Source organism: Wolbachia endosymbiont of Phyllotreta cruciferae (assembly GCF_918697765.1).
Classification (GTDB): Bacteria; Pseudomonadota; Alphaproteobacteria; order Rickettsiales; family Anaplasmataceae; genus Wolbachia; species Wolbachia pipientis.
This window is the reverse complement of sequence record NZ_OU953855.1, coordinates 1,731,433-1,750,852: the sequence shown is the minus strand read 5'-3', so window position 1 is coordinate 1,750,852 and position 19,420 is coordinate 1,731,433. Positions and strand designations below refer to the sequence as shown.

The 19,420-nt window shown below is 35.6% G+C and carries 11 protein-coding genes and 4 pseudogenes; 7 read left to right on the top strand and 8 right to left on the bottom strand.

Going from position 1 to position 19,420, the window contains the following annotated elements; all coding sequences use genetic code 11:
• Nucleotides 1-3: 3 nt before the first annotated feature.
• The 4 genes and pseudogenes from infB to ltrA (NL281_RS09390) all read right to left on the bottom strand — a co-directional run bounded on the left by infB (nt 4) and on the right by ltrA (NL281_RS09390) (nt 6,380).
• Nucleotides 4-2,328 (bottom strand): translation initiation factor IF-2, encoded by a 2,325-nt coding sequence (gene infB / locus NL281_RS08140; protein WP_253303323.1) that lies wholly within the window; start codon nt 2,326-2,328, stop codon nt 4-6.
• Nucleotides 2,329-2,337: 9 nt separating this feature from the next.
• The gene (gene nusA, locus NL281_RS08135; RefSeq protein ID WP_006279771.1) at nt 2,338-3,909 is read right to left on the bottom strand and encodes a transcription termination factor NusA; all 1,572 of its coding nucleotides are present in this window, start codon (nt 3,907-3,909) and stop codon (nt 2,338-2,340) included.
• A gap of 88 nt (nt 3,910-3,997) precedes the next feature.
• Nucleotides 3,998-5,176 carry an efflux RND transporter permease subunit gene (locus NL281_RS08130; RefSeq protein WP_253303322.1) on the bottom strand — a complete coding sequence of 393 codons (1,179 nt, stop codon included), beginning with the start codon at nt 5,174-5,176 and terminating at the stop codon, nt 3,998-4,000.
• A 106-nt stretch (nt 5,177-5,282) separates the two neighbouring features.
• Nucleotides 5,283-6,380, bottom strand: a pseudogene (gene ltrA, locus NL281_RS09390) (group II intron reverse transcriptase/maturase).
• A gap of 1,414 nt (nt 6,381-7,794) precedes the next feature.
• Between ltrA (NL281_RS09390) and NL281_RS08120 the strand changes: the two are divergent.
• Nucleotides 7,795-9,654: a baseplate megatron protein TIM-barrel domain-containing protein gene (locus NL281_RS08120; protein WP_253303321.1), complete on the top strand. Its 1,860-nt coding sequence runs from the start codon at nt 7,795-7,797 to the stop codon at nt 9,652-9,654.
• Between the two features lie 122 nt (nt 9,655-9,776).
• On the opposite strand, the gene NL281_RS08115 is transcribed toward NL281_RS08120, so the two are convergent.
• Nucleotides 9,777-10,166: an IS4/Tn5 family transposase DNA-binding protein gene (locus NL281_RS08115; protein ID WP_253303320.1), complete on the bottom strand. Its 390-nt coding sequence runs from the start codon at nt 10,164-10,166 to the stop codon at nt 9,777-9,779.
• A gap of 40 nt (nt 10,167-10,206) precedes the next feature.
• Between NL281_RS08115 and NL281_RS08110 the strand changes: the two genes are divergently transcribed.
• From NL281_RS08110 to NL281_RS08090, 6 genes and pseudogenes are all read left to right on the top strand, one after another.
• Complete coding sequence (locus NL281_RS08110; protein WP_253303319.1) at nt 10,207-11,631, top strand: phage tail protein; 1,425 nt, start codon at nt 10,207-10,209, stop codon at nt 11,629-11,631.
• Nucleotides 11,632-11,688: 57 nt separating this feature from the next.
• Complete coding sequence (locus NL281_RS08105; RefSeq protein WP_253303318.1) at nt 11,689-12,504, top strand: hypothetical protein; 816 nt, start codon at nt 11,689-11,691, stop codon at nt 12,502-12,504.
• A 183-nt stretch (nt 12,505-12,687) separates the two neighbouring features.
• Entirely contained in the window at nt 12,688-13,878 is a 1,191-nt protein-coding gene (locus NL281_RS08100) for a multidrug effflux MFS transporter (protein ID WP_253303751.1), read from the top strand.
• Nucleotides 13,879-13,990: 112 nt separating this feature from the next.
• Entirely contained in the window at nt 13,991-14,155 is a 165-nt protein-coding gene (locus NL281_RS08095; RefSeq protein WP_253303317.1) for an ankyrin repeat domain-containing protein, read from the top strand.
• A 204-nt stretch (nt 14,156-14,359) separates the two neighbouring features.
• A pseudogene (locus NL281_RS08955) lies at nt 14,360-15,115 on the top strand (ankyrin repeat domain-containing protein); the annotation flags it as partial.
• Nucleotides 15,116-15,133: 18 nt separating this feature from the next.
• Nucleotides 15,134-15,931: an ankyrin repeat domain-containing protein gene (locus NL281_RS08090; protein ID WP_370274077.1), complete on the top strand. Its 798-nt coding sequence runs from the start codon at nt 15,134-15,136 to the stop codon at nt 15,929-15,931.
• 9 nt (nt 15,932-15,940) lie between these two features.
• Here NL281_RS08090 and NL281_RS08085 read toward each other — a convergent pair.
• The 3 genes and pseudogenes from NL281_RS08085 to NL281_RS08075 form a co-directional block, all read right to left on the bottom strand.
• Nucleotides 15,941-17,178 (bottom strand): annotated as a pseudogene (locus tag NL281_RS08085) (IS4 family transposase).
• A 106-nt stretch (nt 17,179-17,284) separates the two neighbouring features.
• Nucleotides 17,285-18,382: pseudogene (ltrA, locus tag NL281_RS08080) on the bottom strand (group II intron reverse transcriptase/maturase).
• A 117-nt stretch (nt 18,383-18,499) separates the two neighbouring features.
• Nucleotides 18,500-19,369, bottom strand: coding sequence for an IS982 family transposase (locus tag NL281_RS08075; protein WP_253303228.1), 870 nt, complete (start codon nt 19,367-19,369; stop codon nt 18,500-18,502).
• Nucleotides 19,370-19,420: the final 51 nt, after the last annotated feature.

Below are 19,420 nucleotides of genomic sequence, written 5' to 3'. Positions count from 1 at the left end.
CTACTATAACACCCTTTCTTCTTGCACTAATTGATAAGCTTCCAAAATATCTCCAACTTTAATATCGACATTACCCTCTAGTGATACTCCGCATTCAAAGTTTACACCTACTTCTTTAACATCATCTTTAAATCTACGTAGTGCTTTTAACTTTCCTTCATGCACCAATTTGCCACCACGCACTACCTTAATTAAAGAATCTTTTTTTATGACTCCATCACTTACATAACATCCAATGATATTACCAGCTTTAGATACATTAAATATTTGCCTTACAGATGCAGAACCAACACGAACCTCTCGTGTAACAGGCTTTAACATTTTAGTTAAATACATTCTCATGTCGTCAATGAGCTCGTATATTATGTTATAAGTATGTATTTCTACACCTTTTTGTTTTGCCAAGTCCCTTATTTTTGAATCCACTTTTACATTAAAAGCTAAAATTACTGCACTTGATGCTTCTGCAAGCAGCACATCTGAATCTGTTATCCCTCCTACTGCTTTGTGTAGGATATTTAATTTCACTTGGTCTTTACCGAGTTTATCAATTGAACTTGATATTGCTTCAATAGAACCAGTTACATCGCACTTTAAAACTACAGATAGTTCTTCTGTTTCGCTGTTATTACGACTGAATATATCTAAATTATTGTCGCCCAAATCTTCTTTCTTTTTCTTGATTAACTCTAGCCTGTATTCAACAATTTCACGCGCCTGCTTTTCAGAATTTATAACAACAAATTTATCTCCAGCATTTGGCACACCATTTAGACCAGTAATTTCAATTGGAGCGGAGGGTAGTGCTGCTTTTTCTCTTTGACCGAGGTGATTAACCATACTACGTACTTTGCTGTATGTTGTACCAACTACCAATATATCACCAACCTTTAACGTTCCTTCCTCAACTATCAATGTGGCTGATATTCCTTTCGCTTTATCTATTTTGGATTCTATTACCCATCCAAGTGCTCGACAATCTTCTATTGCTTCTAGCTTCATTAATTCAGCGATTAACAAAATCGTCTCTTCTAGTTTATCTAAATTAGTTTTCTTTTTTGCTGATACTGGCACAATCATAACATCACCACCAAGCCCTTCAGGGATGAGATCATATTGAGGCAAACTATTAATTATTTTTTCTACATCACCAGGCTCAGATTTATCAATTTTATTAATAGCAACTATAATGGAAACATTTGCTGCTTTTGCATGATTTATTGCTTCAACTGTTTGTTTCATGATTCCATCGTCAGCTGCAACTACTATTACAACTATATTAGTAATATTGGCACCACGTGCACGCATCGCAGTGAACGCTTCATGTCCTGGTGTATCAATAAAGGTAATTTTTTGCTTATCTTTTGTCGTTATTTGATAAGCACCTATGTGTTGAGTTATGCCACCTGACTCTCTTTCTGCAACATTAGATTCACGAAATGCATCGAGCAATGAGGTTTTACCATGATCGACGTGTCCCATAAAAGTGACGATTGGTGGTTTAGGTTTTTTAGGCAGGCTTTCTCTGCCTTCTATAAAAAATAAATCTTTTTCTCTGTTGGTATCGCTCACTCGTTTAGCCATATGATTAAATTTTTCCACTATTTCACATGCTATATCTGGATCCACCAGATCATCTACTCTATAACTCTCACCGACTTCTTCTTTGAACATTTTTAGCACACTCTTGCTATCTTCTGCCATGCGAATAGATAACTCCCTGATAGTTATTTTGTCTGGTATAATAACTTCTCTTGATATATTTTTACCCTTGGTAAACTTTGACTTTCTACTTCTTATACCAAATCTTTGCTTAAATACAGGGGGTTGTTCAGTTTTTTCATCTATTGCCTGTGCAATTACCAGTTTAGAATGCTTAGAATATATATCTTTGTTGACTTTAGAAGACTTTTTATCGTCGCCCTCATAGTCAATATTATCTTCTTTTAGTTCAACTAAGTGAGTATCACTTAAAACTTGCTTATTTATTTCTTTAGATAAAGTGTCCGCTTCATTTTTCTCGTCAATCTCTTTATTGCTGTCTTCTTTTGCTGTTTTCTCTTTTTCTTCTCTCTGATTTTTTTCTTTCAGCAAAGCAGCATTCTGCACAGCATTAATGCGGAAAATTTGTTCTTTCTCTGTTAAAGAACCTAATTTACTCTCGTCAAATAAATTATGTTCTTCTGCATCATGAGATTTTTTTCTTCTTTTTTTTACTATTGTAGCTCCAGTACTTGGGCTAGTTGAAGAGTTTAAATTGAGGTCTAATTTAAGCTTGCTTAAGCCTTGGAGCGTTAATTTTTTATTACTGATATCTTCATTATTCATATTATTTTATTATATTAACCCAAGCTTTTTACGTGCTTCTATGATTATTGAGTCTACTGTATCTTTTAGATTTTCTGAATTCATCTTATTATCAGCTGAGGAAGAGAGTATGCTGCAAAACTCATAACTTGATAAATCTGCTATGTCCTCTAAAGTCTTAATATCATGTTTACTAAGAGCAATTTTATTGTCTATTGATAAAGTTAAATTGATTACATCATCTTCCATACCTAGACTTTTTAGCTCTTCTATTTTTCTATCATTTTCTGCTTTCAGATACTTGTTTGCTCTATTGTGAAGTTCGTTTGCAATATCCTCATTAAAGCCCTCTATTGAAGCAAGCTCTTTAATTGAAGCGCTGGATATATCTTCTACGCTTGAAAAACCTTCTGTCACCAATAGCTGACCCATAATCTCTTCTAAGTTTAAAGCTTCAGCAAATAAAGCTGAACATTGACTAAGTTCTTTACTTCGCCTTTCTGATTCTTGCTGAGTGCTTAATATCTCAATTTTCCATCCAACAAGCTCTGAAGCTAATCTTACATTCTGGCCCTTTTTTCCTATAGCTAAACTCAATTGATCTTCAGCAACTATTAATTCTATGCAATTTTCATTTTCATCAATAATAACCTTCGATACTTCTGCAGGAGTAATGGCTTTAATAACAAATTGACCCAAATCTGAGGAGTAATTTATAACGTCAATTTTTTCACCATTTAATTCGTGTATAATGGTTTTTATTCTATCTCCCTTAACTCCAACACAAGCACCTACTGGATCAATGTTCTTGTCAGGAGAGAAAACAGCAACCTTAGACCTTGAGCCGGCGTCTCTAGCTATACCTTTAATTGTTACTAACCCATCAGCAATTTCTGGTATTTCTTGATTTAATAATGCCTCTAAAAAGCCTTCATGAGTCCTAGAAAGAATAATTTGACGTCCATCATCAGAGCGCTTAACAGTCTGTATATAAGTTTTAACCTTATCGCCTTCACGAAATGATTCACCACCGGTTAAATTTCGTAATGGAAGATATGCCTTAGTGCCATTTATGTCTATAATAAGATCTGAATATTCTACTTGTTTAACAATACCATACCTTATTTCTCCCACCTTATCTTTAAATTCCTCATATTGCTTTTTTGACTCTTCATCTTTAATTATTTGAGCAATTTTTTGCTGGGCAATTCTTGCTGAAGCAAGATCAGTGTTAAGAGAGAGTAATTCACTAACAGTATCTCCAATTTTTGCATCTTCTTTTATTAATTTAGCTTGTGTCAGCGTAATTGATTCATACTCAGTATTCTCTTCTCTATTTGATTCGTCATCAATAACTTTTAGTTTTCTGTATGAAGTAACTTTGCCTGTGTTTCTATCTATATTAACTACAATTTTACTTTTGCTACCATATTTTTGATAAGCCACTGCTTCTATAGCACTTTCTAGTGCCTTTATTACAACATCAAAATCTAAACCTTTTTGAAGTGAAAGCTCTCCTGCTGTTTTTATTACATCAAGGCTTCCAACTATGTTATTCTTGTTACTTTTCTGCTTAACACTGCTTTTACGATTAGCAATCATAATAAATAAATCCAATGTAATTAGTTATAATTATAGCTCCAACGGGCAAAGAACACTATCTTAAATGTTAAATGATTGCTAATTTAAGTCAAGTTTTTTCATGTCTTTGTATAACAAGCAACGCAGGAGTAAAGAATAAAGTTAAAACCGTTGCAACCAATATTCCACTTGCTATGGTTGTTGAAATGTCAACCCACCACTGGCTTGATGGAGCATCATATGTGATTTGTAGCGTAAAAAAATTGATATTTAACCTGGTAATCATCGGTATTAAACCAAGAACTGTGGTTGCAACGGTAAGCAATATTGGCCTAACGCGAGAAATTGCAGCGTTTATTACACATCGCTTGATGTCATTTTTGTGTACCTTAATTTGGTGATGAAAGGCATCAAGTAATAGTATGTTATTATTCACTATAATTCCCGCCAAAGCAATTATCCCCACTCCACACATAACAACTACGAAAACTTGTTGGATAAGAAAGAAAACAAAAAACACACATGTTGTGGATAAAAACACTGCTGTCATTACGATAAATGTATGGTATACATTATTAAACTGTGTCACTAATACCAATATCATTAGTGTAATCGCTAATATAAAAGCCTTTAACAAAAATGCTCCTGATTTTTGTTGATCTTCTTTGTCGCCTTTAAAATCAATTTTTACTCCCTTGTCCCAATCCTGGGCAATAGAATTCTGAATGAACTTTACTCTTTCATCAACAAGATAGCCAGTATCAACGTCAGCAGAGATTGTCACTATGCGTAATCCATCAATCCTGTTTAGTTTGTTTACCTTTTTTTCGGGAGCATATTTTACTATATTGCTCATAGGATACGGGCCATTAACTGTATTGATAAAAAGATTGTCTATAGTCTTCATGTTGCGATCCTTTCCAGGGAAACGGAGTACAATATCGATTTCTTCATCCGTGTTATTTGGTCTATATTTTCCAATCAACACTCCATTTGTAACCATCTTTATAAAATCGCCAATGGTTGCAACACTTACTTCAGAGCTTGTAGCCTTACTCTTATCAACACTCATATTCCACTCTATTTCAGGTGCTGATCTGCTATCTTGAATATTTATAAACCCGGATGAAGGTTGGTTCATAATTTCTAGAATTTTCTCTGCTGCTAAATTCAAACTGGATACACTCCCGCTGAGGTTAATTTGTATTGGCTTGTCAGCCGACGGTCCTGGCTTTTCCTCTTGAACATTAATTATTATTCCTTTCATGTCTTGTTTGGTAGAAGTCATAGTTTTAAATCCTCCTGATTAAGTTTTATCGCTATGACTCCCCCACCAGAACCGTGCTTGCAGCTTTCCCGCACACGGCTCCACAATGTAGTATTCACAGCATTTCCTATTTTGTATATAATGAGTAGCATATTCTTGGTTTTGGTAATGGATTAACTTGTAGATAGTGTATAAATTGCTTTGAATTCATACTCTTCTTCTGACTACGTCGGTTTATCCATTTATACGCTAGCTTGATTACCCGCCAGAAGAATTTATTCAACCACCGGTAATTTCCGCTAACTCCGAAGTAGTTATAGTGTCCTGTTAGTTTTGCTTTAAGTATTGACCACCAATCTTTAAGGTGAACTTTATTTCGGATCTTTTTCACCCATTCTTTGATTTCTTTAAGTTTTCTAGATAGATTTTCTTTCGAGGTTTTATGACCTACCATTACTCTACCTTTACGACTCCTTGTACCATAATGGGTGAATCCTAGAAAGTTGAAACTTTCCGTTTTTCGTTTCTCCCTTATTCCTTGTTGCCACTCCTTTTTGCCAAACTTTACTATTCTTGTTTTGTCTTCAGATATTTCCAGTCCAAATTTTCCTAGCCTTTGTTTCAGTGACTCTAAGAGTTCTCTAGCATCTTTTTCTCTTTCGCAGCAAATCAGGTGATCGTCTGCATACCTAACTAGCTCCATATAACCTTTAGATCTTAGCTTGAATTTCTTTTCAAACCACAAATCCAGCACATAATGCAACTATATATTAGCTAGTATAGGACTTACTATTCCCCCCTGAGGTGTGCCTAGTTCAGTTGCTTCATAATGTCCTGCTTCGACTACTCCTGCCTTAAGAAATCGTTTTACTAACCACAGTATGTTTGGGTCTGTTATCCGTTCTCTCAAGCATCTCATTAGCCATTTGTGCTGGACATTATCAAAGAATTTCTTGATATCAACTTCTACTACATAGTTAGTTGGTCTGTACATAACTGCTTTATTTAGTGCATTTACCGCTTGATGACAGCTTCTACCAGGACGAAAACCATATGAGTTATCCAGAAAGTTAGCTTCATAAATATTTTCTAATATCTTCTTCAGCATTATCTGGACTAACTTATCTTCTGTAGACGGTACTCCAAGCCCGCGTTTCTCTTTGCTTCCAGCTTTTGGTATATATACTCTTTTCACTGGTTGCGGTTGATATCGCTTTCTTTTCATACTATCCACCAGAGTGTTGAGCTTCTCTTCAAGATTTTCTCCATAAGCTTCTACTGTCACCTGGTCTATACCGCATGCTTTGTTATGCTTTAGCTCTTTATAACATTCAGCAAGATTCTCTGCGTTTATCAGATGAATTAACGATTAAATTTCAATCGTTTATCTTGCCTGGCTCTTACTGCTATCTGATTTAGTTTTCTTTGCACGTTATTCCAACCTCCGTTGTATTGGCATAGCAATTCCTAAACCAGTCACTATATTGCTGACCGCTTCCCCTTGTATGTGGCTTTCCCACACTCTGAGTACTATCAATCAGTCCGACTTCCTTTATATCTTCCGTCAGTACTCGCCTTTGTTGACTTGTTCCAACGTACCTTAATAGGAATACAAAGGATCTCCCAAGTTTACGTAAACTCCATCTCAACACGTGATACGGCCTCAGATCCCGATAGAGTGAGTGATAACTTGCCCTATTGTTACCCTTCTTGCTGTCTTCCACTATATGCAACGTGTCGACCTCTATGACATCGAGAATTTCGGGACTCAATACCTTCACTTTCGTTGTACCCTGTGTTGTCCATTCCACTAGCTTTACTACGCTCGTTACCTTACGCAGCATAGTGGTTTGTTCCAGCCTGCTGGCTAGGCTTTGCCTGGGTTGGATTTTCACCAACTGGACTTTACGCACTTTGCTTGGCGCACGCATGTTTCACCTAAAAAGGACACATTTTAGACTTCTTTGTTGAAATAAAATAGAAACAAAAGTGCTGTTTCCTGCGGCTTCTGGATAATTTAATGGTAAAAGTTTTAGAGAGAAATTTTATACACTATCGCTGATATTTTTCCTTAAGTTGACGCCATTGACCTTACAGGAGCTAGCAGAATTTCTTTTGCTTTTTTTAATTTTGACGGTCTTTGTATGTTGTCTGGTGTATTTACTACTGCTGGCATAATTAGTTTAAGTTAATATCAATATTATTAATATACTATATTTTTTCTTATTTTGTCAACTCAAATTTCTACTTCCGCACTTTCTTATTGTTGCTTACAATGATTATAGCTACATCATGTGCTTTTCTTAATTAAAAACTTCAATTATTAATTGTAAGTTACTGAATTTCTTATCATAGCATCTGTCATCCAAGTAGCCCCTTTCTTGTCATCCCAGTGCCTTGACTACTTGGATCCAGCTTTCTATGTGACCTCATCAAAAATGTTTATTTTTCAGCCATTTTTATACTTATCAACTCAGTGTGCTTGCTTACAATTAAAATTCCTAGATCCCAGTGTCGGAGCACTGGGATGACAAAGGAGGAAGCACTGGGATGACAAGGTTATAGGTGTCATCCAAGTAGCGTGACACTTGGATCTTCTCTCAACAATTTCAAAAAAATCTATCAAAAGGAGGATTACTATGTCTACAATAATTTTATCATCAATTTTTGGTCAAGCAGGCAGCATTTTTGGGCCAATTGGCCGGATTATCGGCTCAGAACTTGGTGCTCTTCTTGGTGCACAGCTAGATGGGGCAATGTTCGGCCTTGAAGCCGAGCAAAAAGTAACGCATGGGGCAAGGCTAAAAAATCTGCAAGTTCAAACCTCAACCTACGGCAGAACGATCCCAATTATCTATGGCACTGCTCGTGTTGCAGGGAATATTATTTGGGCACAGCCAATAAAAGAAGAGGCGATAACCACCAAAAGTAAAATTGGAAGAGGTATGAACGTTACATATAATTACTATGCAACGCTTGCAATTGCGATCTGCAAGGGGAAAGTAGAAAAATTAAACAGAATCTGGGCAGATACAACATCACTTAGCTTTGATGAAATAGATTATACTTTTTACAGCGGCAGAGAAGACCAAAATCCTGATCCATTTATGTCATCAATTGAAGGAGAGGGGAATGTGCCGGCTTATAGGGGAATATCTTACATAGTCATCAAGAATTTTCCTTTAGCAGACTATAACAATCGCGTCCCGATATTTACATTTGAAGTGCGAACTGCATTAAAGCCCGTTGGGTTTTCAATAGCGGAAAATATTCGGAATATCAATATCATACCAGGTTCAGGTGAGTTTGTATATGATACAAAAATACAGAAGAAAATCGCGCAAGAGAAAATAAGCAGCAACCAATATATCCCATATGGGCTGGCGCAAAGGGTAAATCACAACAACCACACTAAAAAGAGCGATGCAATGCTTTCTTTGGATCAATTAAAGGGAGATTTGCCAAATGTTGAGTGGGTGTCGGTAGTAGTCAATTGGTTTGTGAATGATCTGAACATTAAAGATTGTAAAATATACCCTGCAGTTGAATTTCAAGATGATTCTGCAATATTACCTGATGATTGGCAAGTAGGGGGTGTAACCAGAGATAATGCTCAGCTAATTTCAAAAGATGCGAGTGGAAACCCAAGGTATGGTGGCACAGTTAGTGATGCAGCGTTGATAAGATATATAGAAGAGCTACACAGCAGAGGCTACAAGGTGATGCTCTATCCAATGCCCTTACTTGATACAAAGAACAAAGAGTGGCGAGGAAGGTTGAGCGGGACTCCTGAAGATATAAGTGATTTTTTTAAGAATCAGTACAACAAATTTATAGAGCATTATGCAAGCATTGCCAAACAAACTAAAGTGGAAGGGTTTATCATTGGTTCTGAATTTGCGCAACTTACCAAAATCAGGGATGAACAAGGGAATTACCCTGCCGTTATAGAGCTGGTCAAACTTGCAAAACAGATAAAACTTCAGCTTGGGGAAGAAGTCATAGTAACTTACGCTGCTGATTGGAGTGAATACCACTCATATGATGGTTGGTATAATATGGATGAACTGTGGTCTTCAGAGTATATCGACGTTGTTGGCATAGATGCTTATTTTCCACTGACTGATGGTCCAGAGCCTCCTTTTGGTTATTCCGCGGAAGATGTAATGGGTGGTTGGAGCAGTGGAGTGGGGTATGATTATTTCTATGATTACTCAAAGGGTGAGCCTGAAAGAGTAAAGTATAACGACAGCAGGTATGCGTGGAAAAACATAGCAAAATGGTGGAGTGAAACTCACATAAATCCAGGTGGTAGTAAAACGAAATGGCAACCAAAAATGAAAAAAATATGGTTTACTGAGTATGGATTTCCCAGTATGAACGGCTGCACTAATGAGCCAAATGTGTTTGTTGACAAAGGCAGCATAGAGAGCAAATATCCACGATATTCAAACCTTACTATTACCCACAAATATAAATGTTTGTTGCATAGCTCTTAATGGCATAACTTTTGCTTGAAATAACTGTTTATATGGTGCAATTTACAGCTTTTAGTTGCTAAAATTATAACTCTTAGTTTAATAATTTTAATCTAATAAGCTTTCAGGTTAATAAAATTAAATTATTTGAGTAAATACAATACTATGTTTTTATTTGTGGGTAATAGTAAGGTCTTTATATGAGAGTCAAAATCCAAATAACTTGTATCTTGAACTGAAAAGACCAACTGGTTTCCTTTTATTCTTTCCTTAGTTTCTTTATAATGGGAAGAATAAATTTCCTTATCTTCAAGCTTTTCATTGCTAAATAATCTATATGCACCCTTAGCTTCTTTCCACCCACTACAGCTTTGATTAATTGAACCAGATGCCTTACCCTCTATGCAATAACTTGTTTTTATAAGCCTTTTATTAAGCCTTTTATCTCCCAAATTAATGTGTTTTAACTCTCTTTCCAGCCATTTATCCCATAAGCCATCTGTATATTGCACGCTTGTACTTGTTTCTATCATTTTGATCCTAAATTATTTAGCTTACTCACTTTTTACATTTGTGGGTAAAAGTAAGTATTCAAACGGAGAGGTGAGCTTTCTTTCGCAAAAAATTGCAATTGAAGGAACGCTAAAGAAGTGGCAAAGCTCGGAAATGGTAGAAAAAATGTTTCTCTGGGCGTGGGATGCAAGGCCATTTCCTTATTTCCCCAATTTGTGTGATATGTGGACTGACTGCCATAATTGGCAGACAGGACATTGGATTCAGGGAAAGCTTTCACAGCTTAATATTTCCGATGTTTTATCGGATCTGTTACAAAAAACAGGTTTAAAAAGCGATCAGTTCGATACAAGCAACGTCAAAGGGTTATTGTCTGGGTATGTGATAAACGACCAGCAACCCGTACGTTCAATTATTAAAATGCTGCAAAGTTGCTATTTTTTTGATGTGGTTGAACAGGACTCTAAACTGAAATTTGTCCAAAAGGGCAGGGGAGTTACGACTGGAATACCAATTGGTGAAATGGTTTTCAGTAACAATTCAAAACTTGCTAATATCAGTCAATTAGATTTAAACAATAAAGTTAACGTCGTTTATTTTAATCGCAATTTTGGCTATCCAATTGATGTTAAATATGCTGAGTTGCCAAAGCAAGGCGCTGCTATAACAGTTGAAATACCGCTCATTATGGAGGAGGGAGAGGCGCAAAATATAGCTGAGGTTTTACTTTATTCTTCGTGGCAAGAGAGAAATATATACAATTTCAAGCTGCCGATAAAATATGCGTGGCTTGTGCCAAGTGATGTAATAACGATTTTAGACGGTGAGAAAAAGCATACGGTGAGAATTATAAAAACAAAATTCGAAAGCATGTCCATTCAAGTAATTGGCGTTGGTTATGATCACTCTATATATAAGCTTTCTTTTCCTTCAACAAGGTCACTTATGCTGAAGGAATACCCTCCCTCTCACATTAGCAAAACCATCGTAGAAATGATAGATTTACCGGATATTAAAGGTAATAGTGCAAGCTTTACTTTAATTAGTGAGGAAAAGAATTGGAAGGGAGCAACACTCTTTATTTCGTACAACGATAAGGATTATAAGCCTATTGCAAGCACAAACAAGCAGTCTACTTACGGATATGTAATGGAATCTACCGACGAGGGGCTTATAGTAGTGCTACGTTTTGGTAAGCTGCTAGGAATTATCGATTCAAATTCAGCATTAATCGGAAAAGAGGTAATAAAATTCCAGAGTGCTGAACTTATAGATAAAAATAAATATAAGCTTAGTAACCTAATCAGAGGACAAGAAGGTACTAAAGAGTATCAGCACACTGCAGGTGAAAAATTTGTTCTACTTGATGATTCAATAATATCTTTCGAAGTGCAAAGGGGAAAAAAGTTTTACCTAAAAGCAGTGACTTACGGTGACTCGCTGGAAAATACGGAAGTGAAAGTGATAAATTCATTTAGTAATTGAAATTTAATAAAGTAAGTGCTAGAATTAATATACAGGTATTAATGGTAGAGATATAACATGTCAAAGGAAATGGTCAATGCGTTGAAAGCTGAAGTGAAGAAGCTCAAATATGCTGATTTCAAAGCTAACACTTGGGACGAAGTAATTTCTGGTGAGGGAACATATAAGGATCTTAATAGAACACACGGCCTTGCTATTAACGGACAAAAAATAACTAACGAATTTATTAACAATCTGTATTCAAACCATAAAAATCTAATTCTACGGGATGAAAACGGAAAAGGGAATTATCGTCCATTTCTCAGACAAATTTTTACAGAAATGTTTAAATACGTTGGTGCAACAATTCCCAATAACTCTATTATTGAGGAGTTAATAAATAACTATTATCAGGGCGGATATACTCATTTTCTTCCTAATGATATGAGTCAAGCTCTTGGATCTTTTCATTTGTCAATGCAAAGCAACTGTATGACAAGAGAGTATATTATGGATTGTCGTGAACCCAATTGTATAAAGCTTAGTTTTAGCATGAAATATACAAAAATGCTTAACTATGATGATTATACATATATCGAAACACCAGGTTTTTGCAGTTCAGCGGAATTTAAACTGAAATGTGAAGATAAAAATGTAACATATGAAGATGGTAAAGTACTTCTTACCATTCCTAAAGAGCTAAAAAACTACAAAGTAAGTGGTAAGAATTTGTTTGATGTTATTGTTGAATATTTTCAGAAGCTTTGCGAAAAATTGGGCTTTAAATTTGAGACAAAAGTGGAACATAGCCTTGGTGAACCACTAAAGGTAGTAAGTGAGGCAAATGCATCTTCTGTTGAAGACTTAAAGCTTAAAGTGAATAATCAAAGGTAAAATATTGAAATTCGTGCTTTTCATGATTTTAGCTTAAGATTTCAGTGTCCGCTACTCGAATGACATCGTTTACTATGTAACATTGTACTTATACTAATGAAAAAAATACATTATAATTAAGCATATTTACCAATAAATCATTAAGTGAAAACAGCTCTTTCGCAAAATATCATCTCTCTTATTATGATATTGTCTGTAGCAATTGTCGATATGGCAACTGACCTATACTCAGTTGCACTACCAAGCATTGCCAATTATTTTAAAGTAGAAGGCAGTGTAGTGCAGCTTACAATTAGCTTGAATCTAGTTGGATTTGCGGTATCTGGATTAATTTATGGTCCATTATCGGACCATTATGGTAGGCGTCCAATGATGCTGATTGGTATGACAATTTTTACTCTGGCAAGTGTCATGTGTTATATAGCCGACAGTATTGCGCTCTTGATACTAATTCGCTTCATACAAGGGGCAGGGGCTGGTGTTGCAGGTGTTGTTGGGTATGCAGCAATAAGGGATATGTACTCGGGTAGTGAATACTCGAGAGTAATTTCAAAATTAAATATGGTTGTGGCACTCTCACCTGGAATAGCTCCAGTGGTGGGCAGTTATATAATTTCACATGGTTATCATTGGAAATTTTTGTTTTTTATTATGTCACTCGCAGCAATTGCTATACTTATTTTTATCTACTTTAAGTTACAAGAAACACTCACTGTAAATAAAAATGAAACCAGTATAACTAACATAACTACTAATATCTTCAAGCAATATATATCAATATTTAGAAATTATCGTTTCCTTGGGTTTTCAGCCATTCATGGATTAACTTTCATGTGGCTTTGGGCATACATTGCTAACTACCCGTTCATATTTGAATCGATGGGCATTGAAGTACAGTATTTTGGCTACCTCATATCGATCATAGTCATATTTTACATAATTGGAACTTTAATTAATAGAAGGTATGTACCAAAAGTAGGGGTTAGCAAAATGCTAATAATAGGTTTGGTGTTACCGATAATATCCGATAGTTTATTGGTATATTTTTATTTCGCGGACAAGTTAAATATATTAATTCTTCAAACTGTTTGGATTCCAGCCAATATCGGACTTGCATTAATAATAAGCAATAACGTAACTTCTGCTTTAGAAACGATCAAAGGTATAGGGCTTGGTAGTGCAGTCCTCTCATTCTGCAATATGATGTTTGGGGCTATTGGAATATATATAGTAGGAAAATTTTTTCGCTATGGTATTTTACCAAATTTACTATTAACAATAGCATGCTCTACAATTGCAATTCTTATGTACAGCCGGCTCAAATATACTGAAAACATGGGGAATAGCCATTATTTACGTGATCCAGGAACATAGAGCTCATGGGTTATTAATGGCTTTATCATGATAATATAATTTTACAGGGGGTGAGAGCTCATAGATTATTAACGACTTTATCATAACAATATAGTTTTACAGGAGGTATGGGATGAGCAATTCAAACAGAGATATAAATGCTGAATTACTTGAGGCTGTTAAAAACGGTGAAATTGATAAGGTAAAAAGTCTAATAAGTGAAGGAGCAAAGGTTAATGTAAAAGATCAAGATAAAAAGACTCCTTTACATTGGGCTTACTATTACCCACAAATATAAATGTTTGTTGCATAGCTCTTAATGGCATAACTTTTGCTTGAAATAACTGTTTATATGGTGCAATTTACAGCTTTTAGTTGCTAAAATTATAACTCTTAGTTTAATAATTTTAATCTAATAAGCTTTCAGGTTAATAAAATTAAATTATTTGAGTAAATACAATACTATGTTTTTATTTGTGGGTAATAGTAAGTACATTGGGCTGTTGAAAATGGCCATAAAGAGGTAGTAGAAGTTTTACTAAATAATGGGGCAAATGTTAATGCGGAAGATACAGATGGAAAGACTCCTTACGATTTAGCCACTGATGAAGAAATAAAAACTCTACTACAAAACACAGCTAAATTACTTGAGGCTGCTGGAAAAGATAACATTGAGGAAGTAACCCGTCTAATAAGTGAAGGAGCAAATGTTCATGCACAAGATAGATTTGGCAATGCTCCTTTACATTGGGCTGCTAGAAATGACAATACAGATGCAATAAATGCCTTATTAGCAGCAGGGGCTCATGTTAATAAGGAAAATGGTTGGGGACATACTCCTTTATATTTAGCTGCTACCTATAGCTGTAAAGAGGCAGTTGAAGTCCTATTGAGAGCAAATGCAGATGTTAATAAGGAGGGAAAGCTTTTTGGATATACTCCTTTACATTCAGCTGCTAAAAAAGATAGTAAAGAGGTAGTAGAAGTTTTACTAAATAATGGGGCAAATGTTAACGCAGTAAATCGAAATGGAGACACTCCTCTCAATTTAGCCACTAACGAAGAAATACGCACTCTATTAATAGATACTGCTTTACTTGAGGCTGCTAAAAGTGGTGATATTAATGAAGTAAAACATCTAATAAGTGAAGGAGCAGATGTTAATGCAGTTAAAGGTTTGCATACTTCTTTATATTGGGCTGCTAAAAATGGTCATGTTAGTATAATAGAAGTTCTATTAGATAATGGAGCAGATGTTGCTCATGTCAATTATTCTATGGAACGTGATGTGTTGACTCTATTACAAGAAAAAGAAGCTGAATATTGCAAGAGCTCTTTACATCTGGCTGCTAGGCTTGGCAACTTGAAAGAAGTAGAAAATCTATTAAGGGAAGGAGCAGATGTTAATGTAAAAAATGATAAAGGAAAGACTCCTTTACACTTTGCTGCTGAAAGTGGTTATCAGCAGGTGGTGCAAGCTCTATTGGATAAAGGGGCAAATGTTAATGCGAAAGATAAAGATGGAAAGACTCCCTTAGATTTAACTACTAACGAAGAAATAAGAACTCTATTAGAAAATGCAGGAAAAACAGATAATGCTAGTCCAGTATTGCAAAATGATGAAGAAGAAAGCCAAGTTCCACAAAATGCTGCTTTACTTGAGGCTGCTAAAAGTGGTGATATTAATGAAGTAAAGCGTCTAATAAGTGAAGGAGCAAACGTTAACGCAGTTGAAGATTTGTATACTCCTTTATATTGGGCTGCTAAAAATAATCATTTTAATATAGTAGAAGTTCTATTAGATAATGGAGCATATGTTGATGGTGTCAATTATTCTATGGAACGTGATGTGTTGACTCTATTACAAGAAAAAGAAGCTGAATATTGCAAGAGCTCTTTACATCTGGCTGCTAGGCTTGGCAACTTGGAAGCAGTAAAAGATCTATTAGGGAAAGGGGCAAATGTTAATGCACAAAATGACACAAGAGAGACTCCTTTACACGTCGCTGCTAAAAAGGGCCATAAAGATGTAGTAGAAGCCCTACTGAACGTACAATCAATGGCGTCAACTTAAGAACTTTCATTAGCAAACTCTCCTAAAGACATGATGGCGTTTGGGCTTATCTACCTTATCGCGGCTATACAATCGTCCCGGTCGGATTTTAACTTTAGCGCGTATACTTGCTCTATCAAAAAGGGCTTGAAAGTTTTTTGGCGCAATAAGTACCTGATAGAGTTTCTGCCTCATTACACCAAATAAAACCGAAAAATTTAAACGATACTCAGCAATTTGATCTGGATTCCAAGGCCCTTGTGCATCACACATATGAAGCGACAATATATTACACATGACTAAGTTTGCCCAAAATTCTTGTAATACAGTCTCTAAATTTACGCCAGAAAAATTCTCTAACTCTGCACCTATTTTGAGTCGTTTATAGCACTCCTCTATATGCCACCTTAATACATAAGCTTTGCTGATATCTTCCAAAGTAAATTTTTCTCGATCAAAAAGTGAAGTAACCAATACCTCTGTTTCTCCGTTGGCTAATGTCAGCACTATTACTCTTACTTTCTGTCCTTTCATTTTATTTTTTAGCTTTTCATTTTCTAATATAAAATCGAAATCTAATTCTCCAGATGCAATTCGTTCCCATAGCTTGCTATAATTTCTTTTTTGCAAGCGAAAAATAAAATCTACTTCCAAATCATAATGCTGCTGAATGAATTTTACTGAAGACGATCATAGATAAATAATAATTTCTTTTGATTTAATGAACGCATTTGAGTGATAACTTCGGGTAATTGCTCTTCCGCCAACGTTTGTTCACCTATATTCCAAGCCGCAAGACGAGCACTACAAATCAGCGAAGTACACAAATCAACAAACAAATTGCCAATGGTGGCATTGTGCCTGTTGTTCCATTTGGTTTAAAGCGGCCAAACTCGGATACAATTTCCTCAGAGCTGGGTAATCTCATACCAGAACCATCTGCTGCAATAAGCCTATAGCCTCTCCAACTCAGGCTCATCTTGATAGGCTGTTTGGATGCTTAAATTCTTTAAAACCTGTATGACAAATCTTATATCTTGCTTTAGAAAAAGCTTGCTTTGAGGGTACATGTCAATGGCTCCATAAGTTCACATTCTATTCCCAAACTTTTTTTAACTAACTTTAAAATCATAGAAAATACTGTCGAAAAAGGAAGTTTTCTTGTTCGTGTAAAACTCAACACAATGGATTCTCTGAAAAGCTTTCGAGTATATTATATTTTTAATTTGTAGAATAAAATTTTTTCCTTTTTGTTTGGTAGAAGTCATAGTTTTAAATCCTCCTGATTAAGTTTTATCGCTATGACTCCCCCACCAGAACCGTGCTTGCAGCTTTCCCGCACACGGCTCCACAATGTAGTATTCACAGCATTTCCTATTTTGTATATAATGAGTAGCATATTCTTGGTTTTGGTAATGGATTAACTTGTAGATAGTGTATAAATTGCTTTGAATTCATACTCTTCTTCTGACTACGTCGGTTTATCCATTTATACGCTAGCTTGATTACCCGCCAGAAGAATTTATTCAACCACCGGTAATTTCCGCTAACTCCGAAGTAGTTATAGTGTCCTGTTAGTTTTGCTTTAAGTATTGACCACCAATCTTTAAGGTGAACTTTATTTCGAATCTTTTTCACCCATTCTTTGATTTCTTTAAGTTTTCTAGATAGATTTTCTTTCGAGGTTTTATGACCTACCATTACTCTACCTTTACGACTCCTTGTACCATAATGGGTGAATCCTAGAAAGTTGAAACTTTCCGTTTTTCGTTTCTCCCTTATTCCTTGTTGCCACTCCTTTTTGCCAAACTTTACTATTCTTGTTTTGTCTTCAGATATTTCCAGTCCAAATTTTCCTAGCCTTTGTTTCAGTGACTCTAAGAGTTCTCTAGCATCTTTTTCTCTTTCGCAGCAAATCAGGTGATCGTCTGCATACCTAACTAGCTCCATATAACCTTTAGATCTTAGCTTGAATTTCTTTTCAAACCACAAATCCAGCACATAATGCAACTATATATTAGCTAGTATAGGACTTACTATTCCCCCCTGAGGTGTGCCTAGTTCAGTTGCTTCATAATGTCCTGCTTCGACTACTCCTGCCTTAAGAAATCGTTTTACTAACCACAGTATGTTTGGGTCTGTTATCCGTTCTCTCAAGCATCTCATTAGCCATTTGTGCTGGACATTATCAAAGAATTTCTTGATATCAACTTCTACTACATAGTTAGTTGGTCTGTACATAACTGCTTTATTTAGTGCATTTACCGCTTGATGACAGCTTCTACCAGGACGAAAACCATATGAGTTATCCAGAAAGTTAGCTTCATAAATATTTTCTAATATCTTCTTCAGCATTATCTGGACTAACTTATCTTCTGTAGACGGTACTCCAAGCCCGCGTTTCTCTTTGCTTCCAGCTTTTGGTATATATACTCTTTTCACTGGTTGCGGTTGATATCGCTTTCTTTTCATACTATCCACCAGAGTGTTGAGCTTCTCTTCAAGATTTTCTCCATAAGCTTCTACTGTCACCTGGTCTATACCGCATGCTTTGTTATGCTTTAGCTCTTTATAAACGCGAATTCTGGACTAAGGAAGGAAGAAAGTATAGGAAATAGAAGGCTTTTTGGATTTGATGGAATAGGAAATGAGAGTAGAAAAGATATGAACCAAAAAATTAACAGGGGATCTATGGCGAGTGTGTTCAATTTCTAGTCTATTTTTTAGGTAACCAAAAACAGTCTCAATGATAGACCTTTTTCTCAGTAAAATCTTCTCATTTAGCGAAATTAATGCATTTTTCATACCTTTTTTCACCTTGGTAACAAGTTTCAAACCTCGGTCAAACAGCTTCTGAAAAAGCTCTTTTGCAATATAACCTTTGTCACCAAACAAAAGGCCGGTTAATTTTCCCGTCAGATTTGGCACAGGTATCCTATCATCAACATTGCCTTTTGTTAGCGTAAGTGCATGAATTTCACCATTTTCATTGATTACCATATGTAATTTGAAACCAAAAAACCAGCCGTAAGTACTCTTGCTTAATTTTGCAATTCCAGCAAAAACTTTGTTTTTGGATATTCTTTTTGCATGACAAACTGCAATGGGAGTTGTGTCTATATATGAAATTCCAGTGTTTTCTGACTGTCCACAAAGCCAATGCAACAACATTGCTAAATGCCACAAAACCCTAGGCTTTAGAGCAACAAACCTGGTATATGAAGGCAACTTTGGAAACTCTGATTTGTAGAGCAACGTTAGGTAATGTAGGTAGAAAGTTTTGAAATTTTTACACGGAGATTGTTGATATAGCAGGATTATTGTCATGATTTCGGAGTGCTCAATTTCCGTTATTCTTGTGGGTTTTTTACCATTTGGCAGTAGTTTACCTGCAAAATTTTTCTCTATATCTCTGCAAAAATCATCGACCAAACAAAACAGTTTTGTTATATCTTCCATGGGTAACCTCATCTATTTTTTTATAACTGCTGAGTTTACCCTGTTTTCTTG